The 24,654-nt window shown below is 38.3% G+C and carries 20 protein-coding genes; 6 read left to right on the forward strand and 14 right to left on the reverse strand.

The features are described 5' to 3' along the window. The first annotated feature begins 71 nt into the window (after positions 1–71). A complete protein-coding gene (locus ACLD6A_RS05660; RefSeq protein ID WP_004133875.1) occupies positions 72–782 on the forward strand; it encodes a rhomboid family intramembrane serine protease in 711 nt (236 codons plus the stop codon). A 235-nt stretch (positions 783–1,017) separates the two neighbouring features. Here the strand turns inward: ACLD6A_RS05660 and ACLD6A_RS05665 are convergent, their stop codons facing one another. Continuing rightward, on the reverse strand, positions 1,018–2,670 hold the full coding sequence (locus ACLD6A_RS05665; protein WP_410313818.1) for a PASTA domain-containing protein: 1,653 nt from the start codon (positions 2,668–2,670) through the stop codon (positions 1,018–1,020). Between the two features lie 154 nt (positions 2,671–2,824). On the opposite strand from ACLD6A_RS05665, the gene ACLD6A_RS05670 reads away from it, so the two are divergent. After that, positions 2,825–4,138: a THUMP-like domain-containing protein gene (locus ACLD6A_RS05670; protein ID WP_410313819.1), complete on the forward strand. Its 1,314-nt coding sequence runs from the start codon at positions 2,825–2,827 to the stop codon at positions 4,136–4,138. Positions 4,139–4,210: 72 nt separating this feature from the next. Here ACLD6A_RS05670 and crgA read toward each other — a convergent pair whose 3' ends face one another. Next, positions 4,211–4,603 carry a cell division protein CrgA gene (crgA, locus tag ACLD6A_RS05675; protein ID WP_004126581.1) on the reverse strand — a complete coding sequence of 131 codons (393 nt, stop codon included), beginning with the start codon at positions 4,601–4,603 and terminating at the stop codon, positions 4,211–4,213. Between the two features lie 77 nt (positions 4,604–4,680). Here crgA and ACLD6A_RS05680 point away from each other — a divergent pair, with 77 nt between their 5' ends. Together ACLD6A_RS05680 and ACLD6A_RS05685 are read left to right on the forward strand one after the other, a co-directional pair. Then, positions 4,681–5,433 carry a DUF881 domain-containing protein gene (locus ACLD6A_RS05680; RefSeq protein ID WP_019260571.1) on the forward strand — a complete coding sequence of 251 codons (753 nt, stop codon included), beginning with the start codon at positions 4,681–4,683 and terminating at the stop codon, positions 5,431–5,433. Between the two features lie 43 nt (positions 5,434–5,476). Then, complete coding sequence (locus tag ACLD6A_RS05685) at positions 5,477–6,583, forward strand: class E sortase (RefSeq protein WP_004133879.1); 1,107 nt, start codon at positions 5,477–5,479, stop codon at positions 6,581–6,583. Positions 6,584–6,742: 159 nt separating this feature from the next. Here ACLD6A_RS05685 and pknB read toward each other — a convergent pair whose 3' ends face one another. Genes pknB through ACLD6A_RS05720 form a run of 7 tightly spaced genes read right to left on the reverse strand, consistent with a single transcriptional unit; the run spans position 6,743 to position 15,672 of the window. Continuing rightward, complete coding sequence (gene pknB, locus ACLD6A_RS05690) at positions 6,743–8,761, reverse strand: Stk1 family PASTA domain-containing Ser/Thr kinase (RefSeq protein WP_246906002.1); 2,019 nt, start codon at positions 8,759–8,761, stop codon at positions 6,743–6,745. Next, a complete protein-coding gene (locus ACLD6A_RS05695; RefSeq protein ID WP_004133883.1) occupies positions 8,758–9,720 on the reverse strand; it encodes a serine/threonine-protein kinase in 963 nt (320 codons plus the stop codon). Before ACLD6A_RS05695 ends, pknB begins: the two co-directional genes overlap by 4 nt. Further along, positions 9,717–11,183, reverse strand: coding sequence for a peptidoglycan D,D-transpeptidase FtsI family protein (locus tag ACLD6A_RS05700; RefSeq protein WP_019260574.1), 1,467 nt, complete (start codon positions 11,181–11,183; stop codon positions 9,717–9,719). The genes ACLD6A_RS05695 and ACLD6A_RS05700 overlap by 4 nt, the downstream gene beginning before the upstream one ends. Further along, positions 11,176–12,675, reverse strand: coding sequence for an FtsW/RodA/SpoVE family cell cycle protein (locus ACLD6A_RS05705; protein WP_004136630.1), 1,500 nt, complete (start codon positions 12,673–12,675; stop codon positions 11,176–11,178). The genes ACLD6A_RS05700 and ACLD6A_RS05705 overlap by 8 nt, the downstream gene beginning before the upstream one ends. Beyond that, complete coding sequence (locus tag ACLD6A_RS05710; protein ID WP_410313820.1) at positions 12,672–14,399, reverse strand: PP2C family protein-serine/threonine phosphatase; 1,728 nt, start codon at positions 14,397–14,399, stop codon at positions 12,672–12,674. Before ACLD6A_RS05710 ends, ACLD6A_RS05705 begins: the two co-directional genes overlap by 4 nt. 4 nt (positions 14,400–14,403) lie before the next feature. Beyond that, positions 14,404–14,937 (reverse strand): FHA domain-containing protein FhaB, encoded by a 534-nt coding sequence (locus tag ACLD6A_RS05715; protein ID WP_019260576.1) that lies wholly within the window; start codon positions 14,935–14,937, stop codon positions 14,404–14,406. Positions 14,938–14,976: 39 nt separating this feature from the next. Beyond that, positions 14,977–15,672, reverse strand: a complete 696-nt coding sequence (locus tag ACLD6A_RS05720) for an FhaA domain-containing protein (protein WP_004126547.1) — start codon at positions 15,670–15,672, stop codon at positions 14,977–14,979. Between the two features lie 151 nt (positions 15,673–15,823). On the opposite strand from ACLD6A_RS05720, the gene ACLD6A_RS05725 reads away from it, so the two are divergent. Together ACLD6A_RS05725 and mscL are read left to right on the forward strand one after the other, a co-directional pair. After that, the gene (locus ACLD6A_RS05725) at positions 15,824–16,579 is read left to right on the forward strand and encodes a phosphatase PAP2 family protein (protein ID WP_032837648.1); all 756 of its coding nucleotides are present in this window, start codon (positions 15,824–15,826) and stop codon (positions 16,577–16,579) included. Further along, positions 16,572–16,982 (forward strand): large conductance mechanosensitive channel protein MscL, encoded by a 411-nt coding sequence (gene mscL / locus ACLD6A_RS05730; protein ID WP_004126541.1) that lies wholly within the window; start codon positions 16,572–16,574, stop codon positions 16,980–16,982. Before ACLD6A_RS05725 ends, mscL begins: the two co-directional genes overlap by 8 nt. Positions 16,983–17,107: 125 nt before the next feature. Here the strand turns inward: mscL and ACLD6A_RS05735 are convergent, their stop codons facing one another. The 5 genes from ACLD6A_RS05735 to recF all read right to left on the reverse strand — a co-directional run bounded on the left by ACLD6A_RS05735 (position 17,108) and on the right by recF (position 24,547). Next, positions 17,108–17,722 (reverse strand): DUF3566 domain-containing protein, encoded by a 615-nt coding sequence (locus tag ACLD6A_RS05735; RefSeq protein ID WP_004133896.1) that lies wholly within the window; start codon positions 17,720–17,722, stop codon positions 17,108–17,110. Between the two features lie 168 nt (positions 17,723–17,890). Next, the gene (gyrA, locus tag ACLD6A_RS05740) at positions 17,891–20,521 is read right to left on the reverse strand and encodes a DNA gyrase subunit A (protein WP_410313821.1); all 2,631 of its coding nucleotides are present in this window, start codon (positions 20,519–20,521) and stop codon (positions 17,891–17,893) included. A gap of 72 nt (positions 20,522–20,593) precedes the next feature. Further along, positions 20,594–22,669 carry a DNA topoisomerase (ATP-hydrolyzing) subunit B gene (gyrB, locus tag ACLD6A_RS05745; RefSeq protein ID WP_410313822.1) on the reverse strand — a complete coding sequence of 692 codons (2,076 nt, stop codon included), beginning with the start codon at positions 22,667–22,669 and terminating at the stop codon, positions 20,594–20,596. 191 nt (positions 22,670–22,860) lie between these two features. Beyond that, entirely contained in the window at positions 22,861–23,322 is a 462-nt protein-coding gene (locus ACLD6A_RS05750; protein ID WP_246905999.1) for a DUF721 domain-containing protein, read from the reverse strand. Positions 23,323–23,338: 16 nt separating this feature from the next. Then, positions 23,339–24,547, reverse strand: a complete 1,209-nt coding sequence (gene recF / locus ACLD6A_RS05755; RefSeq protein ID WP_410313823.1) for a DNA replication/repair protein RecF — start codon at positions 24,545–24,547, stop codon at positions 23,339–23,341. Positions 24,548–24,654 lie beyond the last annotated feature (107 nt).

The following is a 24,654-nucleotide window of genomic DNA, read 5'->3' on the forward strand; positions in this document are numbered from 1 at the left end:
TCTTCAGAGTTGCATCTTTTTAGGCAATGTTATTGATTAAATTTGTGAAGTAAAACCTATATCATAAAGATATGCATAATTTGGATATAAAAAATTTATGGAATAGAATACGTTTTCGCAGCAATACTGTTACTGCAATTCTCATATACGCTTGCATTGTTACTTGGCTAATAGAAATATTTTTATACTTCGTAACTAAAGAAACCTACATTACTTTTATAGAATATACTGCTTTCGTGCCGGTTACTGCGTTGAATACCCCATGGACTTGGTTTACGTCAATGTTTGTTCATGCGCCAAACATCACCCATATTTTCTTCAATATGTTGTGCCTTTGGTCACTCGGCGCAGAACTTGAGCGTTATTTTGGCAAATGGAAATTCTTTGGACTTTATTTAATATCGGGTCTTGGAGGATGCGTTGCAGATATTATTTGGTGCAGAATAATTAACAATTGGCTGTCCGCCTCTTATGGTGCTTCGGGCGCAATTATGGGTCTTATTGGCGCACTTTTAGTAGCTCAGTGGCGATTAGGTGAAAACATGCGAGGAACAATTATTTGGATTGCGATTACTCTCGCTATGCCAATTATTATTCCAAATATAGCTTGGCAGGCGCATGTTGGAGGTTTAATTATTGGTACAGCACTTGCAGCATTGTTAGGCGTACAAAATCCTCTGCTTAGAAAAGCTTCGTTTAATACGCGTTTCTTAACGTATTTTATTTCGATTTTTATTATTCTTGTTGCGTGCGCAGTATTCTGCTTACAAGGATTAGCTTAGTTAAATTACACGCATGTAGTTTTCCACCATTGTGTACAGAACTGTGGATAACTTGGGTATAAGTTGGGCATAAGATGCTAACAACTACTCAAGTTATCCACATAATTATTCACAAATGCTAATAACTCGCCATTTTTGCGCTTGTGCAAAAGTGTATAAAAGTTATCCACAATTACGACTCTATGTTAATTAACTTTCGAAAAGCGCAGAAACGTAATTAGAAAAACAATCTACTCTACTGTTTTTCTGGCAGTTTATTCCAATTAAAAAGCTGTTCAACCAAGTAGTATGCGTTATCGTCATCAGGCGCAGGCGCAAACTTCACAGGCTTAGTTTTATATGATGGAATAAATGGATTTAGGAAAGAATCTATAGTTTTAGCAGGCTTAATAGGTTCTTCGGTTTTCTTATATAACTTAGGATCTCTACGCAGAATAAACGGCCTATCCATATTTGGCTTATTTTTTCCTACTCCTTGGAAGTATCCGTCTTTTTCTAATTTGATTAAATCAGCTCCTACAGGAACAAGAAGATAAAAATCAGCCATTCTAAAACTTAAACCGTGATTTATACCAGGATCTTTATTAAGAGTATCGAGATAGTCATAACCGTAATCACCAGTTTTATAAAGCTTACCGTTCACACATTTATCACCGGTAATATCGTCAAATTCAGAATTACCACAGAATGTTTCAAAACCTCCACGATACAGTTCTACAACTCCTGTATCTCCATAAATAAGATGATTCCTCATATAATTTTCTTCGCGAGGAGGGTAATTAACACTGCACCCAACAACATTCTGATTAGCATGACACATATGCAATTCATTGTTTAAATTCAGACCTGTATAAGTGCTCACATTATCAGCCTTTCGCATGTTAATATAATCTTTTTCATGCGACCCATGTAAATTCAAAATCTTATAATCAGGATCTTGTGGATTAAACGGCTCTAAACGAAAATCGAGACAATCTCCAGAATTTGTGCACCATAAACCAACAAAACTATCTAGTTTCATAGCGTCCATCAAAATATGGTTGTCGTAAGTATCTGAAGATTCAGTAAACAAAGATTGTCCTGCGCCAACACCGTAATAAAGAGTAATGGAATCACTAGTAGTTTCAGTTCCCAACGCAGGATCCGAATCAACTATTTTATACATATTATTACGAGAAGAAAGTCGTTCTTTCGTTTTAACATCTTTGAATCCTCGACTCTTCAATAAATCCTCAGCCTTGGCAAAATCCATGCCGTACAAATCAGCTGGAACACCTTTGCCTTCAGTACCAACTAAAACATGAATAGTACGATCAGCAGATTCATTAATTGAACTTCCAGGCTGAGGCGTAGTTCCAATTACCGTACCCGGATTAATAGCAGTTGCAGTATGCACTTTTACTGGCACGTTCATCTTTTTTAATTCGCGCACAGCATCTTCCGGCTTCAATTTAGTAATATCATCCGGAACTCCAGGCCCCAACGATTCATACACTGTTATTCTCGAAGAAGGTGATATTTTTTCGCCTTTTTTAACTCCTTTAATAGAAAGAACTTCACCTTTCTTTTTTGCGGAGAATTTTTTAACTACTTTTACAGCAGCTCCTGATGACGATATTTTTTCAATGATTTGTTGAGCATTTCCTCCACTCAAAGAAGAAATAACATTTTTCTGCGAATACGAATAATAGAAAATTCCAACCGCAACAAGAACTACAATAACAAAACTAGAAATGCTACAAGCAATTACTTTTTTATTAGGTTTTTTAAAATTATTAGATTGAACAACTTGATTTTCTAATTTGTCTTCTTCAACAGGAGTTCCACAGTTATTGCAAAACCTACTATTTTCAGAAAGTTGACTACCGCATTCGATACAAAATCGCATTGTTCCTTCTTCAACTGTTTAACCATTTAGCGCAAATTAAGTAAAAATCTTCTCAGCTACGCTATTTCTCTAAAATTTATTTTAATTATTATTAATCTGAAGAACAAGCGCTTATTCGCTTAAAACTTTACGTTTAGTATGCAAACACATCCATATGTTACGTAAGAATAAGATTATGCTTTCTGAGTTACATGCACCTTATGAAATTCCTTGCGCAACGCCTCAAACGCTTGCGTTTATTAAAGAAAATGCGAAATCAAATCCAAATAATGCAGCTCTTAAAGCACCACGTAACGCGGGAATTGATGTTCCTTTTGCAGTAAATCAAATCGCAGGCAAACAAATAGCACAACAAAAACTGCCAAAATGGGCGTCCTGCGAAGAGATTATATATCCGGCACATATATCTATGGAACAATGCTCTTCGCAAGCCACAGCGCAATATAAGGCTAATATTGCACAAAAATTACTTAGTGAGATAAATGAAGAAAACACTTCGAACACTCTTGTTGATCTTACAGGTGGATTTGGTGTTGATTGCGCAATAATGGCTGAGGCTTTTGACTCTGCAATATGCATTGAACAACAAAGTGATCTTTCCGCTATTTCACAACACAATATGCGAGCGCTCGGTCTTTCTAAAGTTACGTGTTACAACAACAATAGTCTTGAGGCGCTTAATCAGATTTCTAGCGCAACAATGATATACATTGACCCTGCACGTCGCAATAATCAAGGTTCTAGAACTTACGCTATTGAAGACTGCACACCAAACGTGCTATCTATTAAGGACCAACTTCTTAAAAAAGCACAAATTGTTATTATTAAACTTTCTCCAATGCTTGACTGGCATAAAACGGTAAGCGATTTTGGCGGCAACGTTTCGCAAGTGCATATTGTTGCTCATCATAATGAATGTAAAGAACTACTAATAGTATTAAGCAAATCTCAGCACACAAAACTGCCAATATATTGCGTAAACGACAATCAGTTAACTGTTATAGAAGCCGCTTACGATACTTCAAAAAATCAGGTTTCAATACTTTCTGAATTGGATGGTAAAAGTAAGGAAAACAAAACTTTAGACATACAAAAATGGCGAGAATGGGCTCGGTACGTTTATGAGCCAAATGCTGCAATTATGAAAGCGGGATGTTTAAAGTTTTTAGAAGAAAAATATGGCATTAAGCAAATAGAGCCAAATAGTCATATTGGTGTTGCAGAAAAACATTATGCTAATTTTCCGGGGAAAATATGGAAAATTGAGAATATTTGCAGCCTTAACAAGAAGGAAATAAAGAAAGCGCTTGCAGATATTACACATGCGAATATTGTTACTAGAAACTTTCCAATGTCTGCAGAAACTTTGAAAAAACGCCTTAAAATTCAAGATGGCGGAAATATTAGACTTATTGCAACAACTGACAGCAATAAAAATCACGTAATTATTCGCGCAATTGTAGAATAAAAATAATTAAAGTAGCCACACAAAACGTGCAGCTACTTTAATAGAATCGTTTTTAAACTAGTCGTAATTGTATTAACGCCACCACATGGTCATTAAGAAACCAACTACAACAAATCCGAAAGCAATAAGTAGATTCCATGCTCCAATTCCTGGGATTGGCAGCATAGGGTTCAAGTAATACACAACAGCCCACACTAAGCCAATAACCATCAACGCGCAGAACAGTGGCACGAACCATGCTGCATTAGCCTTCGCACCTTTAATGCTTTCTTCAACGCGTCGCCTATTTTCTGCTTGACGCTGCATCATCTTCTGAATTTGTGGAGAAAGCGATGCTTTATCTGCAGTAGCATTCAACACTGCTTCAACTTCATCCATAGGAACGCCATAAGTATTCTCATTTGACGTATCGCTCTTCTTTGCAGCGTCGTCAGCTGCAGTCGTGTGCAATTTCTCATCAGCCATAACTGTAACTCTCCAATCAATCGGCTACACGCTATAATAGTGGTTACACTCGAACGTAGGAAGAATGAGAGCAAATTATGGTAAAAAGAACAGGAAAACATAGAGCTCAACGCTCGTTGTTAAGTAGTGTTGCTGTTGCCGTTGCCATCTTTCTTACAGGATATTTATTTGTTACTAACCTACGAGTCAACCGCACTGCTTTCGTCACTTCCAACACGAGTCAAATGGTTGAAAGAAACTCGCAGCGAACAAAATCTTTGCGAGAAGATATTAAAGATTTAGATTCCAGAATTAGTTTGCTTAACAAAACTCTCGTAAGCAGTAATGAGAATAAAGATTCTTCAGATACTGGCAGTAGCACTGTTCTTCCTAAACTTGAAGGACCTGGAATAGTAGTAACTCTCAACGACTCTTCACTGTGGAAGGGAGCAGTAAACGGTTCTGGAACTTCTGTAAATATTAACGATTATGTTATTCACCAGCAAGATATTGAATCCGTTGTAAACGCGCTTTGGCAAGGTGGAGCAGAAGCTATGACCATACAAGATCAGCGCGTTTTGTTCAATTCTGCAGTAATTTGCATTGGGAACGTGGTTATACTTCAAGGTCATCAGTACTCGCCACCGTATAAAATATCTGCTATTGGCCCAGTAGACGATATGGTTGATGCGCTTAATAATTCACCAGCCATACGCACCTACAAGGAATACGTAAGTTCATTTGGATTAGGATGGAAAGTAGAGAAGAAGGAGAATTTGAAATTCCCAGAAGCATCTGCTTTGTTACAACCATTAAGGTACGCATCCGTGCTTAAAGAACTAAATAAATGATTTGTGTCGCAAGACCCTCACATCAATAAAGGAGTAACGTATTATGCAGTCTGCTTACACGCAGGAAAATGATACGAAGAGCAAAGGCTCTAACTTCTGCTGGCAAATTGCCGGAGTTATTGGCGAAGTTTTAATCGCTTTTGCAATTATCTGTGCACTATATATTGCATGGCAAATGTGGTGGACCGGAGCTCAAGCAGAGCACAATCAGGTAGAAGCACGTAAAGAAATATCTTGGAAGAATCCTAAAACAGGTGACAAAACAAAGATTGCTTTACCTCAAAATGGCGAGCCGCCAAAAGTTAGCAAACCAAAAGGTGACGTTTTAATAGCTCGACTTTATGTTCCTCGCTTCGGAAACCAGTGGGAGCGCAATATTATTGAAGGAACAACACCAGATATTTTGAGCAAACGTGGCTTAGGACACTATTCAGAAACTCAAATGCCTGGAGAAATCGGTAATTTTGCAGTAGCTGGACACCGCAATGGCTACGGACAGCCTTTGGGCGATGTTGATTTGCTTAAACCTGGCGATGCTATTGTTGTTAGGACTAAAGATTACTGGTTCGTATATAAGTACACTTCTTATAAGATTGTTACGCCAGATCACGGTGAAGTAATCGCTCCAAACCCTGATCATCCTAACGAAAAGCCAACAAAACGTATGCTTACTCTAACTACATGCGAGCCTAAGTATACTACTGCAACACATCGCTGGATTAGTTACGCTAAGTTAGCTTATTGGGCAAACATTAGCGATGGTATTCCGAAAGAGCTTTCCACAATTGATGAGCAAGGAAAGGTAAAGTTTATTAACAATGAGCAGCAGTCTCTTGTTTCTCATCTTTCCTCACTTGTTCCAGTAATGCTTGTTATTGCAGTGCTTTATATTGCTATTTTTGCGGCTGGCGCTATTGCTTGGCAGTGGCCGGCACTTCGCGAAATTCGCGTAGGAAGAAGAAAAAGGCCAGATGCAAGCATTTTTGGCGGAATCCTCTTAATACAACCAGGCATTACAGCAATTCGTTGGATTCTTGCAATACTAATTCATTTCTTCATCATATTAGCTCTATTCCAATGGGTATTCCCTTGGGCAGCTGCAACGGTTCCATTCCTTCAGCAGATGTCTAATTACACAACAACTATCTGAAATAAATCTAATTAAATATTTAATTGAAATATTTAATTAGATTTAGGACATACTCGAATAAAGTCTAATAAAAAATAAATATGTACAAATAAGGGCGATACTTAAAAAGTTATCGCCCTTATTTTTATTCGATTCTAAAATATTTTCTAGTATCTAATATCACTTACCTTGAGTATCAGTATCTGAAGAAGAACTAAGCCCTGGTCTAGTAATCAAAGTGATTGCAGAACCTTTATCCACCTTAGTTCCAGCATCTTCAGACATGCTGATTACTACGTCGTCATCTTTATTAGAAATAGAATCAGAAACTACTCTTAAGCCCTTTGCTTCAAGTATTTTCTTAGCCTGCTTAAACGTAATAGTACCAAGATCAATATGCGGCACTTCTACCTTTGGCGAGCCTTGTGACACATAGACTGTGATCGAGCTATGAGGCTTAACAGAAGATCCGGAATTAGGGTTTAATCTGGTTACAGAATCTTCAGGTACACTATCTGAATCTTCCTTTACAACATCCGCAGTAAAACCAAGATTTTGCAGCTGACTAATCACAATATCCTTGCTCTGACCAACAAGACCATCAGGAATCTTAGTTAAACCAGAAGCAATATAAAGCGTAATCAAAGTACCTTTATCTGCGAAGGAATCAGCATCTGGGTCAGTGCGAGTTACATGATCTTTCTTCACATCAGCACTATCTTCTACACGAACATTAGCAATCTTAAAACCAGCACGTTCGAGTATCTTACGAGCTGCTTCCTGCGATTTACCACTCACATCTGGAACACGTGTTGATTGAGGTCCTACAGAGAACCAAACCGTAACTTTAGTGCCAGACGCAACATGCTCGCCACCACGCGGAGACTGCTTTGTAAACGTGCCTTCAGGCTGGGAAGAATGATCGTCTTCGCGAATATCTGGGACTAATCCTAATGCTCTAAGCTTTTCTCTAGCCGCATCCTGAGTAGTTGTTTCCATAAATGTTGGAACAACAACATTACCAGACATTCGATTATGACCCAGCATAAACAAAACGCCTGCTAGAACAACGATTGCAACAACAGCACCAATAATAGAGCCGATTACAGCACGCTTACGACGCTTAGCTTGAGATTGAGCGCGTTGAGCTGCACGAGTGCTTGGAGCAAATGCAATATTTGATGGCTCAACCTGACCTGTAATAGGATTAAACGATTGCGTTGCAGCACCATCAGTAGCATTAATAGCCATAGTTGCAGCTGTTTGCTCAGCTTGTTTGCGAGCTTTCATATTCGCTAAATCAGTAAGCGGATTAAAAGCTGCTGCAACAGGAACTCCGCCGTTCATGAACGCTAGAATATCGTTCTTAAATTCCGAAGCTGTAGCATAACGGTTCTGACGGTCTTTTGCCATTGCTTTAGCGCAAATTTTATCCCACATAGAAGGCATTCCAGGCACAAGAGTGCTTAAAGGAGTTGCAACTTCAGAAACATGCTGGTATGCAATAGCTACAGCGGAATCACCAATAAATGGTGGGCGACCAGTAAGCATTTCATAAAGTACGCATCCTGCAGAATACAAGTCAGAGCGCATGTCTACTTGCTCTCCGCGAGCCTGCTCTGGAGACAAATATTGTGCAGTTCCCACAACGCCTTGAGACTGCGTCATAGTTGTTGCAGAATCGTCAAGAGCACGAGCAATGCCGAAGTCCATCACCTTCACCATGCCCTGCTCGGAAATCATAATATTTCCAGGCTTAATATCGCGGTGAATAATTCCCATTCTGTGAGAATATTCCAAAGCATTAAGAACACCAAGCATAACTTGCTCAGCGTCACGCTGACTTAAAGCACCATTCATCTTAAGAATATCGCGCAGCGTTTTGCCTTTAATATACTCCATTACTAGGTAAGGAAGGCGTTCTTCCAAGCCGTTGTCGGCGGTAACAGATTCCTCACCAGAATCATAAATATTAACGATATTAGGGTTGTTCATTTGCGCAATTGCGTGTGCTTCCCTGCGGAATCGCGAAAGGAAGATTTCATCGTTCGCTAAATCAGAACGCATGATTTTCACAGCAACAGTACGACCTAGACGCTTATCTACCGCAACACGCACTTCTGCCATGCCGCCGCGGCCAATAAGTTCTCCTAATTCATATCGACCATTCGCTAATGAGGTGGGCATTGTGGTATTCATTGCTGCTCCTTGCGATTATTGGTATTCAAAATGTTAATAATATTGACTTGATTCTGCGGCATACTCTTAATACATCGCGTTTGTCGAGAATCTGTAGAAATAAATCCTGTTGTATTGTTAAAAGCTGTTTCTTGATCAAGCAGCCTACGTTCAATACGAGATAAAACTTTTGACACAACAAGCGCATCTTTTGGCCGATCTTTTGGATCTTTTGCAAGCATCGACATAATAAACTGTCTTAATTGCAGATCAATATTTTCCGGCAATGGCGGAACAGGATCATTAACATGAGCCGCAGCAATATCTACCGGAGTAGCTCCAGTAAACGGCCTGTGCCCGCATAATCCTTCGTAAGCAACAACTCCTAGCGAATAAATATCGGATTGTGCTGTTGCTTGTTCGCCTTGTGCTTGTTCAGGAGAAATGTATTGTGCTGTGCCAACTACCATACCGTCCTGAGTAATCTGCTCCTGATCGCTTGAATAAGAAACACCAAAGTCGGTAATTTTTACGTTTCCTGTTTCAGAAACCATAATATTTGCAGGTTTTACATCACGGTGAATAACACCATGCGAGTGAGCTACAAAAAGTCCTCGTGCTGTTTGAATAAGAATAGGCAACAGTCTGGTTGGATCAATAGCTTTTTCTTTATGATACAAGTCTGCTAACGACTTACTTGGCACGTATTCCATAATTAAGAAGCCAATGCCATCATGCTCATAATAGTCAAATAGTGCTGCAATATTCGGGTGCGCAAGATTTGCCGAATTATGAGCTTCCGCACGAAGCCTACGCAACTTTGCTTCTACATTCGCAGTATCTGTACGCAGCGCTTTAATAGCAACAATTCGCCCAAGTTGAATATCAAAGCCTTTCCAGACTTCTCCCATACCGCCTTGCGCAAGGCGGCGATCCAGTCGATAACGATGATGAACTAACTGTCCTTCAACAAGTTTCATTGTGTAAGCGCCTCCTTCATCACTTGTCGCATAATTGGTCCTGCTGCGTAACTGCCCAGAACATTAGTATTGTGAACAATTACCGCTATAGCTATTTTAGGATCTTCTGCCGGAGCAAATCCAATAACCCACCCATTTGCAGACTGATTATTAACTCCGATCTGTGCAGTACCTGTTTTTGCAGCAACATGCATATTTGGTAATGCAAGATTTGGATTTTCTTTTATTACTACAGCTTGCATCATAGCGGATAGTTTTGCAGCACTATCGCTGCTCATGGCTTGATTCATAATTGTTGGCTTCGTTTGCGACAACACAGACAAGTCACTTGAACGCACACAATCTACAAGCGTAGGTTTCATAAGCGTACCGTTATTTGCTATAGCTGCTGCAATCATAGCATTTTGCAAAGGCGTAACTTTTGCGTCACCCTGTCCAATAGATTCCAAAGCTAATCTGTCTGGAGTTGGTTTAATTGAAAATGTTGAGCTTACGGATCTCATTGGGAAACCTGTAGAATCAGATCCATCTATAGAAAGAGAATCAAAGAAGCCAAACTTTTTTGCCTGTTTTACAATCGCATCTGAACCCAAAGAATTGCCCAACTGAGCGAATGCAGTATTTGAAGAATAAGCTAACGCGTCTTCAAACGAAATTTTTCCATCAGTGCCGTTTGCTTGAGAAACAACATTAGTTAAAGAAACACTTGTTCCAGGAAGAGTGTATTTCGCACCAGCAGGTATTAGCGTATCTGGCTGATATTTTCCAGTTTCTAGTGCTGTAGCAGCAACAATAGTTTTAAATGTAGAACCAGGTGCGTAAAGCTCAGAAATCGTACGATTTAACATTGGATTCCAAACATCTGATGTTATTTGTTCGTAAGACTTATTTACAGCACCAATATTGTGCATGGCAAGAATATTCGGATCATAACTTGGTGTGCTAACCATTGCGCGAATCCTGCCAGTTTTTGGTTCAATTGCAACAAGAGCTGCGTCTTTGTCTTTTAGAAGATTATAGGCAAGATTCTGCAGTTTTGAGTCAATTGATGTTTCAATAGAAGCTCCGCGGTTTGTAGCTCCAGTAAACAAAGATTTGAACCGCTGCCAGAATAATGCGTCAGATTCGCCGCTTAATAAACTATTCCTAGAAGCCTCAATACCTCTATCTGCACGCTGACTAATAGAAAAGTAGCCAGTAATTGGAGAATATACAGGACCGTTAGAATATTTGCGCTGATACACGAATGCATCTTTAGAGGGATCTGATTTAGCAATAACAATTCCATCCGAAGTAAGAATTGCCCCTCTAGGAGATCCAAACTCATGGTATAAGGCTCTACGATTTCTAGGATCAGCATTTAAAGCATTAGCATTAATAGAGGTAATAATAGTACTTGAAATACCAAGTACAACGAACAATACTAGTACAGCAATGAATAATTCTTTTAAGCTTTTATTCATTTTTCTCACCTCGTTCCTGCGAAGAAACAAGGGTTTGGCTATTCATACTATTCGCTTCTTCCTGACTATTAATTAAATTACTTTCACCAAGATTATTATTTTCAGATTTACTACGAATTCTCTCCTGTAATTCTCGCTCACGCAATGCTGCCAAAGCCTCATACTGGAAGGCGTCGGAAACTGGAGCTGATTCAGGTTTATTCGCAGAGTTAGAAATAACAATAAGCAATGCTGCAAGCAAATAATTTGCCACTAATGAAGATCCGCCAGCAGCCATATATGGCAAGGTTAAACCTGTTAAAGGTATAACCAAAGTAATACCACCAACAACAGTAAATACTTGGAATGCCATAGTAAAAACAAGACCGGATGCTAATAATTTACCGAAACCATCTTTAATTTTCATTGCGGTAATCATTCCGGAAGTAATAATAATTAAATACAAAACTAATACTGCAAGAAGTCCTGTAAGACCAAGTTCTTCACCAATAGAAGCATAAATAAAATCAGAATTAGCTAGTGGTGTTAAGGAAGGATGACCCTGACCTAAACCTGTTCCTGTAGTTCCTCCGGCTGCAAGACCAAATAATCCAGATACAATCTGAGCCGAACCTCCAGGGAACCTGTTATACACAGCATTATCAAACGGGTGAAGCCAAGCATCCACACGATACTGCACATGTGCGAATAACTTTACTGCAACTAAGCAGCCTAATGTGAATGCAATAGATCCAACAACCAGCCAACCTTTGCGACCTGTGGAAACATAAAGCATTGACACGAACATTGCGAAGAACATAAGAGAAGTGCCAAGATCGTGCTGCACAACTAATACGCCCATTGATGCAGCCCAAACTAACGCAATAGGACCCATATCTTGCAATCTTGGCAAATGCACTCCAAGAACTTTTTTCCCTCCTACAGCAAGCCTGTCGCGATGATTAAACAAGTATGCTGCAAAGAAGAAAGCTAGGAAAAGCTTAGCAAATTCTCCAGGTTGAACAGTGTGATTTCCAAAACCAATCCAAATTCTTGCGCCGCCAATTTCTTTGCCTAATCCTGGAATCATAGGAGAAAGAAGCAAAACTAAGCCGATTACCATATTTACGTAAGAAAAACGCCTTAATATGCGATAATCTTGCAGCACAATAACAAAAATAATAGATAATATAAGCGCTACACACACCCACACTAACTGTTTAATAGCAATATCAGTATTATTTTGTCTATCGATTCTTGCAATAAGAACTGTTCCTATTGCTGTAAGAAGCATAATACACGGCAAAATTGCTTGGCTAGCATAAGGCTGCTTAACAAGAAGTACACCCCAAAATACTAAGAATAACAGCATAACAATTGTTAGCATTGCAACATAATTAGCCGATATGCAACTGTCTATACGAAAGAACATTTGCAAAAATGCAATTGCTGAAACAAAAATTGCAAAAAGCAATAACGCTATCTGTCTAATACGCGTAGCAACCAAATTCATGAGGATTTACCCCCTTGCTGCGCATTATTGTCTTTATTATCCTTATTTTCCTTACTATCTACGCTTTCTTTGCCGCTTTTACTATCTTTGCTGCTTTTACTATCATTTGAAGAAACTATTTTTTTCTGACGCTTAGCATTTAATTTTTCTTTCGCACGCTGGAACATTTCTCTACGAATTAAAGAAGCATGACCGCGAGCTTCAGCTAAACTTCCAAAACTAATACCTTCACGCAATTGATCCTGCCATGATTTATCAAGATTTTTTACAGGAATATCGGTTGATTCAACTTCGTGAGATAACGCAATTCCGAAAATATTTGTTGGAACACCTTGATAAATAACAACGCGATCATTGTTCTGACTAATGTAATACTGCGTTTGAGTCCACGAATAAACTCCATAACCAGCACCAGCAATAATCAACAATCCAAGCAAAATTCCTAGAATAATACCTATGCGAGTCCATCTACGACGCAACGAATAAGCTTTATGAGCTTCATCTTTCTCATATTTAACCGCGCGCGCAACATCCGGATCGTGCGGATCGGTAGATATTTTGCCGTTTTTCTTAGTTACAATAGGAATTTCATTCGTATCAGGAGTGTGTAAATCTTCTGATTCTTCGCGAATATGTGAAGGCTGAACAATTCTAGTCATTAATACGGAAGGATTAACAGCATCTGACTCATCCGCATTGTTTTGAACTAAAGCTGCAGCACGTTGCGCTGGAGAATTTTTATCTTCTCTCAGTGCCGGCGACGACGATACTGCTTTATTAACAATATCTGCAATAGATTCAAGATCTTGGCTTGCAGCTCCACCAATCAATGGAGTTTGATGAGGCAAATCAAACGCGTCCGCATCGAGAGCAAGAGTCGCATCCGCAACAACAGCAGTAACATTATCTGTGCTTCCTGCTCGAAGAGCCATAGCTACAAGTTTTTGAGCACATTCTTCTTGATTAGAAATAGTGCTCATAACATCTTGAATAGTGGAATCTTCTAAAACTCCGCACAATCCGTCTGAACAAAGTAACCATCTGTCTGAAGGATGAGCTTTTCGTAAAGCAATATCAGGACGCGGATCTATATCAAAATCTCCCAATACTCGCATAACAACATTTCTTTGAGGATGATTCCTAGCCTCTTCGGGAGTAATATGCCCAGTATCAATAAGATGCTGAACATAGCTGTGATCTGTAGTCATTCTCATAAGATGATTGTCACGAAGCAAGTATGCTCTTGAATCACCTAAATGTGCCAAAACCCAATATCCGCATACGAGAGTTACTGCAGTAACAGTTGTTCCCATTCCAGCAAGACGTCGCTCGCGCTTAGCTTTTCCAACAATCGCGTCATGAGCTGCCATAATCGACGTTTCCATCATTGAAGACACAGCTTTTACATCGTACGGCCTGGAATCTTGCTCAATATGTGCAAGCGAACGAATGGCAATAGTAGACGCTGTATCTCCTCCAGCATGACCACCCATACCATCGCAAATAGCTGCTAAATGTTCTCCAGCAAACGCAGAATCCTGATTATTACTTCTAACTGTGCCAACATCACTAACAGCAGTAGAATACATAAATAATATTTTTTCAACTGATTCTACATACGCTGATTTATTAACATTCTGATTATTATCGTCTGCTAATTTTTCAATTTGACCAGTTTTTTCTGTATTGGATTCTTCCTCATTATTTGAATTGATTTGCGTCATATTATCACCTCAATTCAAACATGGTTGCGCCTATTCTAACCGAAGTGCGCGGAGCTAATATAACTGGTTCACTAACGCGAGAATGACCAATCATAGTCCCATTAGTACTGCCTAAATCTTCAAGCACCCATGCGTGAACTTTTTGATTAAAATACACGCGAGCATGATGTGAAGAAACAAATTCATCATTCAAAACTACCGTATTAGATGCAGCTCTACCAAGAGTTACTCCAGCAGCATTTAATGGGAAAGATGATCCTGCCAAAGGCCCATCAATAACAACTAGCAAAGTAGGATTAACATCAGAATTTTTTGAAGACGAGTTAACCATTACAGGTGATGCTTGTCGCTGTACAGGCTGAGAAGAATTTACGTCATGAGATGCGCGTCGAGATTTTTTATTCCAAAAATGCGATTTTTTAGGACTAAAAACCTCAATATCCCTACGAAGCGAACGAATAGCGCATAACACAAACACCCAAAGTAAGACTAAAAAGCCATACTTGAATATTGCAAACGTTAATTCTGTGAATATCATACGCGTTATCGTCTCCTCATTCGGAAAATACTTTTTCTCCTACTCTTGAGACGATGCCCAGTAGAGAATACGCGTACGCCCAATAGTAATAGTGTTTCCGTCTACCAAGGTTGCAGCTGGCACTTGATGACCTTCTACATAAGTACCGTTTGTTGAACCAAGGTCTCGAGCAATAACACCATCAGGAGTGACGTCGATACTAAGATGATGTCGAGAAATACCAGGATCATCAATTACAATATCGCAACCGGAACCTCGTCCTAAAATTGTACAATCTTTAGTAAGCAAATACTGATTTCCATTAATCTCAAGCATTGGATGATTCTGCTGCTGGTCGTCGGTAGTAACAGGAACAGCATTTCCTTGAACTGATTCAGAAGTCAAATGGAAATTACCCTTAGTTAATTCCAAGTCTTCTTCAAAAATAACAACTACTGGTCCTACAAAAGCATAATGTTGACTTTTAGCATATTGCGTAAGATTGTCAGCAAGCTCATTAGCTAAAGCTTCACTGCCCCATTGTTCAATATGATCAAAATCAGGAGTACTTAGCTTAAAACGATATTCATTTGGAGCAACAGTATGATCTCGGCCAATAGGCATAGCTTCAGCATCAATTTCACGTTCCAAAGCACTAGAAAAATCAACTGGCTGTAAATCTTTGGAGCCGAATTTTGCGAAGACGCCGTTCACTGCACCTTCCACGCTCTTCTCAAATCGGTCAAAAACGCTCATGGTAAACCCTTTCTATCTGTTCACCATAGTACTCGTCACCGGGTACGGTACTCAAATTTCACACACTTTTTTCTAATATTTTATTATTTTTAATGCTACTTGACTATTTTCAACGTGCATTTACATCATGGTAAGTGTACTCTTAGCAATTATGACGCAAAAAAATAATAACAATCACAGCAGATTGTCGGTAATTACTCGCAATTTCGCTACTATTTTTACTTTAATACTCGCGATTATTGTACCTTGCTTAGGTAAAGCACTACTTATTAGTAGTAAAGAAAGAAATTATGAAGCAACTATTGTAGCTTATTTTCACAATAGTGTTCCTTCTTCGCTACTGAGCTTTTCAAAAATAATTGCGATTGTTTTTTCCACTAAAGGCTGCTTGGCAATACTATTATTGCTTGCAATAATTTCATTGTTTGTTAGTAAAAGCTTAAAACTTACAATTACTCAGCTTCTTATTTCTCTGCTTCCTATGATTTACATTTTTGCAGTTAAATTTGCTGTACACAGACCAAGACCATACATTGGTTTGAATATTAAACTACCTTCTGATCCAAGTTTTCCTAGTGGACACACTTCTGCAGCAGTCGCAGTCTGTGCAATGATAATGCTAATTATTTATGTAACTAAGCCTTCTCTTGTTAAAGTTGGATTGCTTTTTAGCGCAATACTAGTTGTTATCGTCGCTATTTCGCGACTTATTGTTGCAGCTCACTTCCCTACAGACGTATTAACTGCAGCAATCATGTATCCTCTTCTTTCTGTTACAGTATTGCGCTCATGTCAGAGACACAACCTGTATGTAGATAATAGAAAAAACAATAAAGATAACAAAAATTACTCTGCTAAAAAATTAGTGGAAGATTTTTCTTCAGAAAGCGAAAACACTAATGCTTAAAGGTTTTAAGAAGTTTATTTTACGCGGCAGCGTTATTGATATGGCTGTCGGTGTTGTTATGGGTAGTGCAGTAACTGCAGTAGTAACAACAATAGTAAATCATATTATTAATCCTCTTATTGCAATGATTTGCGGTAAGCCAGAACTTAATGGCGTTCTAACTATTACTATGAACGGTGCAACAATTTCTTTTGGCGCAGTAATTGGCGCATTATTAAATTTCCTTATTGTTGCTACAGCAGTTTATTTCTGCATTGTTTTACCTATTAATAAATTGCGTGAAATTGGTGCAGATTTATTGCAAATAGAACATGAAAAAACTGAAGAAGAAAAACGTAAAGAGCGCGAAGAAAAAACTATTCAACTCTTGCAAGATATTCGCGATGAATTAGCTAGAAAATAATATTCTTGCTAATTAAAAAAGTATTTAGAAAATATTAAAATTCCCGCTAGTTAGAAACAATTAGCGGGAATTTCTATTAAAAATAAAATCCTATTAATAGGCTGTTACCTATACGTTTTCGCTTATTAGTCGTCACCTAAAGTAACGTGTATTCCGCCGACCAATGAGCCAACTACGTTATAAAGTAGAGCAATTATTGCGGACAGTATTGTAATAATAACAATTTCAACAATAGAGAATATAGTAACTGCGCTCAATACTGTTGGAAGAGAAAATACGTCGGCAAGATTAAAACCATTACTATCCAAACCTGTTGATGAAACAATCTGCGTTACCTGATCAAAAACACCAATCATGTTCAGGAACAACCAAACTAAACCTGCGGCAATAACTTGAATAATACCGCCTGCAACGCTTAGAAGAAATGTAACTTTTGCAACTGACCATGCGTCAACACGAACCAAAGAAAGGCTCATACGACGAGCTCTAGGAGTATGACCTGCTTTAGAAGAATGTAATTGACTTGCTGAAGATGTTGATGATGCCATACCACCAATAGTTCTACGCGAAGAAGATGAACTACTATTAGATCCACCCAACGTAAACTGTGATTTTCTAACAACCCTTCCTAAAGAAGAATCACCAAACTCTTCATTAGAATTATTGTCTTCTCTAATCGTATAAGAAGATTCTTCATTAATATTCGTTGGATTTTGCGATGGCTCAAAATCTTCGCTCATCTTAAGTTTTCCTTCTCTTATTACTTTTCTTATAATTAGACTAATTATACTAATGAGAGTACCAATCAAAACGGACTATATCCGCTCAGTTGGCACTCTCATAAGTTATTGATAATTAAGTTTTTAGCAAAGAAATTTTATTATTTACTACTTTTCGTAAATAAGATTTTAAGCTTCCTCGTTCGATGAAGTTGTTTCAACTTCTTCTACTTGATTTTCCTCATCATCTGTTTCTTCATTACGAGCAATAGAAATAATTTCATCACCCTTGTCTGGCTTAGCAAGAGTTACACCTTGCGTAGTTCGTCCTGTACGCTTAACTTCGTTAACGTCGGAACGAATTACCTTACCGGACTTCATAATTGCCATTACTTGGTCAGTTTCTTCAACAATCAATGCACCAACCAAAGAACCGCGTCCTTCTGCAAGCTGTACTGCCTTAACGCCGTAACCGTTTCTGCCTTGCAAACGATACTCTTCAATAGCAGTCCTCTTAGCAAAACCTTCGTTAGTAACAACAAGAAGATCTTTACTTGTTTCAGCGGCAACAACATCCATATCCAGAAGTTCATCACCTTCACGGAATCTCATGCCCTGAACACCTGCAGTTTGGCGTCCCATTGGTCGAAGTTGCTCATCATCAGCTCTAAACTTCAAACTCATACCAAGCTTAGAAACAAGAATAATGTCATCTTCTGGGTTGCACAAAGCTGCACCAATCAGCTCATCAACAGGTTCACCAGTTTCTTCGTTTGCCATTAGTCGAACAGCAATCAAACCACCTTGACGAGGAGAATCATATTCTTGCAAAGCAGTTTTCTTAACTTTTCCAGAACGAGTTGCCAAAACCAAGTACTTTGCCACTTCGTAGTTTTGAATTGACAAAACTGTTTGAATTGTTTCTCCAGGAGTAAACTGAAGCAAATTAGCAACATGCTGACCTTTAGAATCGCGAGATCCTTCTGGAAGTTCGTAAGCTTTCAGACGGTAAACTCGACCACGATTAGTAAAGAAGAGCAACCAGTTGTGTGTAGATGTTAAGAAGAAATGATCTACTACATCATCTTCACGAAGCTTTGCACCCTTAATACCTTTACCACCGCGGTGTTGAGCACGATACTCATCTGCTTTAGTTCGCTTAATATAACCTGCGCGAGTTACTGTTACAACAACATTTTCTTCAGCAATAAGATCTTCAACATTCATTTCACCAGAGAATGGAAGAATCTTAGTTCTGCGATCATCACCATATTTTGCAACAATTTCATCAAGCTCGTCACCAACAATCTTGCGCTGACGTTCTGGACTTGCCAAAATATCGTTGTAATCAGCAATCTTAAGCATCAAATCTTCATGCTCGTCAAGAATCTTCTGACGTTCCAAAGCTGCGAGTCTACGAAGTTGCATTGCAAGAATTGCATCTGCTTGAACTTCATCAACATCAAGCAAATTCATCAAACCAGTACGAGCTGTTTCAACATCTTTAGATGATCTAATTAAAGCAACAACTTCATCGATCATATCCAAAGCTTTTAAGTATCCTTGCAAAATATGATCACGCTCTTCAGCTTCACGCTTTAAGTAACGTGTACGCCTATCAATAACTTCAAGCTGGTGACTTACCCAATGACGAATAAACGCATCCAAACTCAAAGTTCTAGGAACACCATCAACCAGAGCAAGCATGTTTGCGCCGAAGGTCTGTTGCAATTGTGAATGCTTATAAAGATTGTTAAGAACAACTTTTGGAACAGCGTCACGCTTAAGAACAAGAACCAAACGCTGACCTGTACGACCAGACGTTTCATCGCGCATATCTGCAATGCCTTGAATCTTGCCGTCGCGCACAGCCTCCCTAATTGAAGCAGCTAAGCGATCAGGATTAACTTGGTATGGAAGCTCAGTAACAACCAAGCACATACGTCCCTTAATTTCCTCAGTATTAACTACTGCGCGCATTGTGATTAAGCCGCGGCCCGTACGGTACGCTTGCTCAATTCCTTTATGACCTAAAATGGTTGCACCAGTAGGGAAATCAGGTCCTTTAATTCGCTGAATTAAAGCTTCAAGAAGTTCTTCTTTACTTGCATCAGGATGATCCAAAGCCCAGTGCACACCATCAGCCACTTCACGCATATTATGAGGTGGAATATTGGTTGCCATACCAACAGCAATACCAGCAGAACCATTAACTAAAAGATTCGGGAAACGAGCTGGTAAAACAGTAGGCTCTTGAGTTTTACCATCATAATTTGGCAGGAAATCAACGGTATCTTTATCAATATCTCGTACCATTTCCATAGCCAAAGGTGCCATACGACATTCCGTATAACGCATTGCTGCTGCAGGATCATCGCCAGGAGAACCAAAGTTACCTTGTCCATCAACAAGCATGTAGCGCATAGACCAAGATTGAGCCATACGCACCAAAGTGTCATAAATAGCAGAATCACCGTGAGGGTGATACTTACCCATAACATCGCCAACAACACGAGAGCACTTGTTATATCCGCGATCAGGCCTATAACCACCGTCATACATTGCATAAATAACTCGACGGTGAACAGGCTTTAAACCATCTCGAACATCTGGTAAAGCTCGCTCAATAATAACGGATAATGCATAAGCAAGATATGATTCGCGCATTTCCTGCTGCAAATCCATATGCTTAACTCGAGCACCCTTCATTAATCCATAATCAGTATTATCGGCTTCCTGAGGGCTTTGTGGTTCCATTGAACCATCTGGCAGTTGATCTCGATCTTCGCTATTATTAGCGGCGTTTATTTCGTCTACCACTGCAATTCCTTTGTATTCTTATAGGTTACTAACGTTTTTATTTTTCTATCTTTGTAGATATATCAATAACTTTTAAGCATCAATAAACCTTGCATCATGAGCATTTCGTTGAATGAAGAGTCTACGTGGCTCTACTTCATCACCCATAAGCATTGAGAAGGTTTCATCAGCTCGAGCAGCATCTTCAATATGAATCTGCTTCAAAATACGATGCTCAGGATCCATAGTGGTTTCCCACAATTCCTGATAACTCATCTCACCCAAGCCCTTGTATCGCTGAATACCTTCACCTTTAGGAAGTTGACGACCAGCAGCTTTACCTTCTGCTAAAACTCTGTCTCGCTCAGCATCCGTATAAACAAAATCATGCGCTCCCTTGCTCCACTTCAATCGGTACAAAGGTGGCATAGCAACATAAACGTATCCTGCTGTAATCATAGGACGCATGTAGCGGAAGAACAGAGTCAAATTCAAAGTTGCAATATGAGCACCATCGACATCAGCATCAGCCATAATAATAACTTTGTGATATCGAACCTTGCTTAAATCGAAGTCTTCACCATATCCACCACCAACAGCAGTAATTAATGATTCGATTGTTTCAGACTTCATCATTCTGTCAATTGATGCACGCTCAGTATTCAAAATCTTACCGCGCAAAGGCAAAATTGCTTGCGTAATAGGATCTCTACCTTGAATTGCAGAACCACCTGCAGAATCACCCTCGACTATGAATAATTCGCACTCTTCAGGATTACTAGATTGGCAATCCTTCAGCTTATCTGGCATACCAGCTGTTTCAAAAATAGATTTACGTCTAGTATTTTCACGAGCTTTTTTAGCAGCCAAACGTGCACGAGAAGCTTCAACAGCTTTTTGAATAATATTCTTAGCTTCACTTGGATGAGCATCTAGCCAGTCACCAAGCTTTTCTGTCATAACTCGCTGCACAAAAGTTTTAGCTTCAGAGTTTCCAAGCTTTGTTTTAGTCTGACCTTCAAACTGTGGAGTTGTAAGTTTTACAGAAACAACCGCAGTTAAACCTTCTCGAACGTCGTCACCAGAAAGATTAGTATCTTTTTCTTTTAAGATATTCTTTTCACGCGCATAACGATTAATTAATGTCGTTAAAGCAGCGCGGAATCCTTCTTCGTGAGTACCACCTTCAGTAGTGGAAATCGTGTTTGCAAAAGTGTGAACAGCTTCGGAATAAGCAACAGTCCACTGCATAGCAATTTCTGCAGAAATACCAATTTCAAGATCTTCAGCCTCAAAATCAATAACATCTGGTTCAACTGGAACAGCTTTACGAGACTTAACTAAATAATCAACGTAATCCTTAATACCATGCTCATACTGATAACTTACGCTTTGATGCTTATTTTCATCAGTAGATTCACCATCTCCTGCAACCTCATCACCTGCCTCATCAGGCTTACGCAAATCAGTTAAGGAAATCTTTAAACCTTTATTAAGAAATGCCATCTGCTGGAAGCGAGATCGCAAAGTTTCAAAATCATAAGTAGTGGTTTCAAAAATTGTTCCATCTGGCCAAAATGTTACAGAAGTACCAGTAGATTCGCCATCTTCCATCGGCTTACCCTTTGCCAATGGTGCTGTTGGATGCTGATCTACATAAGTTTGAGTCCAATGGAATCCTTGACGGCGAACTTCAATTTCTACACGAGTAGAAAGAGCATTTACTACAGAAATACCAACACCGTGAAGACCACCAGAAACAGCGTAGCCGCCGCCGCCAAACTTACCACCAGCGTGAAGCTTTGTCATAACTGTTTCAACACCAGAAACACCTTCACCTGGTACTTCATCGACTGGAATACCACGACCATCATCAACAACACGAATAGCATTATCTGGCAAAATAGTCACTTCAATGTGAGAAGCATAACCTGCCAACGCCTCATCAACGGAATTATCAACAATCTCATAAACCAAATGATGCAAACCACGAGGTCCAGTAGAACCAATGTACATACCTGGCCTAATTCTAACTGCCTCTAATCCTTCAAGAACTCGAAGATCACTTGCATCATAATGTTCAGGAGCAAGTGAATCATCAAGTTGAGCATCGTCAAGCTTATGCTCTTCGACAGCATTATCTATCGAATTATCTTCCGTGTTTGTCACTTTTTGTCCCTTCACAATTTGCCTCATATTACAAGGCTTTTACAGAGCCAACATATGCCAGAAAGCACATAAAAGGGGATTCTAGCGCTTCAACTATATTACACGACATTCTATACATATAATATTGCCTCTCGTTAATGAGAGGCCTTTTTACTATTTTTTTGAAATTATAATATTTATAAGTTAAAAAATTACCTTCTCCAAGAACCTAATCCGGTTGTAGTTGGGCCTATAACTTTAATTTCTCTAATTTTAATATCCGAAAGGTTATTATTAATTTTTTCTTTTAGTTGAGGAAGCAAATAAGAAAGTTGAGTAGCCCATACAGCAGATTGTGCTCTAATAATAAGCACTTCATTTATAACTTGACTTATTTCACAATGATTTGCAATATTTTCACCAACTACTTCATTCCAAGAACTACGTAATTTTGCTATATTAAGTTGCTTATTCCAATTATTACTAGAAGCAAAAGATTGTAAAATACCGCAAAAAGTTCTAGGATCTCTACCTGGTTTGCCAAAATTTTCCCAAGCTTTATCTGCTCTTACAGAACGATTATTTTCTCTTTCAGCTTTTATATTAATCGGTTCAAAAATAAGAGCAGGTAATTTTCTTGTGTCTAACTTAAGTATTTTATAAACAGGAATCATAAATAATCCTCTGAATTTAAGCAGTTCTTTGTTCTAATATACTTTTCAAAATACTGTTATGTTCTTCATAAGTATTATTAGCACTATTTTGTTGACTTAATAAATCTTCAATATTTATTAAATTATCTTTTTGAACAATACTATTTTTTGGTATGTCACTAAGAGAAGATGTTGTAATAAAAACCTGATTTTGATTTTCTACAAAATTCAAGATTTGTTTACGCCTATTTTCATCTAGTTGAGCAAAAACATCATCCAAAATAATAATAGGTTTTTCATTATTTTTTTCTTCTAAAGCATTACATAATGCCATTTTTGCGGCTATTGCAAGCGTCCAAGATTCTCCATTAGAAGCAAAATCTTTTGCTAACATTTTATCAAGCATAAAATCGATATCATCTCTATGAGGTCCTATAAGATTGCATCCTCTAGCTAATTCACCCTCATAAATGCGTTGAAAATGTTCACTTATTAGATTAAAAACGTTATTTTCTTCTTCTGTTTCTTCTCCAACTACTTCTTGAAAAGAAGGATTATATTTTAGTTCAGCATACTCTTCACTATTAGTAAGATATTTAATAATTTTATTAAAATATTTATTAAGAATATTTACTACTTTTTGTCTAGCTTTTGTAAGAATAATTCCAGATTCAATAAATTTACCAGTCCAAATTTCTAAGCCAGATAATGAAATTGGTTGATTATTATTTGACAATTCTCTAATACTTTTTAATAATGCAGCACGCTGTTTAGAAATATGCTTAAAATTTTGCAAAATTTGAGAATAGTTTGGTAATAGTAATAATCCTGCTTGATCTATAAAAGTACGTCTAACAGTTGGATCTCCAGAAATAAGTAATTGATCACTAGGTGTAAAAGAAACTACTGGTAAATGGCCTAGAATATCTCTCATATAAAGTGATTTTCCGTTATTAATACGAGCTCTATTTGTTCCTTTTAAAAAAATATTAACTTCATAAGTTGTTTCTTCATCATTTTTACACGTATTTATTCTTATAGTGGATTTTTCATATCCTCTTCTTATAAGAGGCAATGTTGAAGATGTACGATGACTTATTCCAGTACCAACAAATTCGAGAGATTCAACAATATTTGTTTTACCAAGACCATTGTTGCCGTAAATAATATTAATTCCTGGTTTGCAATCAAAAATTATATGATTCCAAGAACGAAAAGTATCAAGGGCAATTCTCGAAATATACATTTCTTTATTACCCTTTCTTTTAAAAATAAAACATAAAAAATTGTGATATTACATTCTACAGTAAAAAGATGCTGCAACAAAATGTAATATCACAATTAATATTAAAA

Origin of the sequence: Gardnerella sp. Marseille-Q9691 (genome assembly GCF_046507715.1) — a bacterium.
Classification (GTDB): domain Bacteria; phylum Actinomycetota; class Actinomycetes; order Actinomycetales; family Bifidobacteriaceae; genus Bifidobacterium; species Bifidobacterium greenwoodii.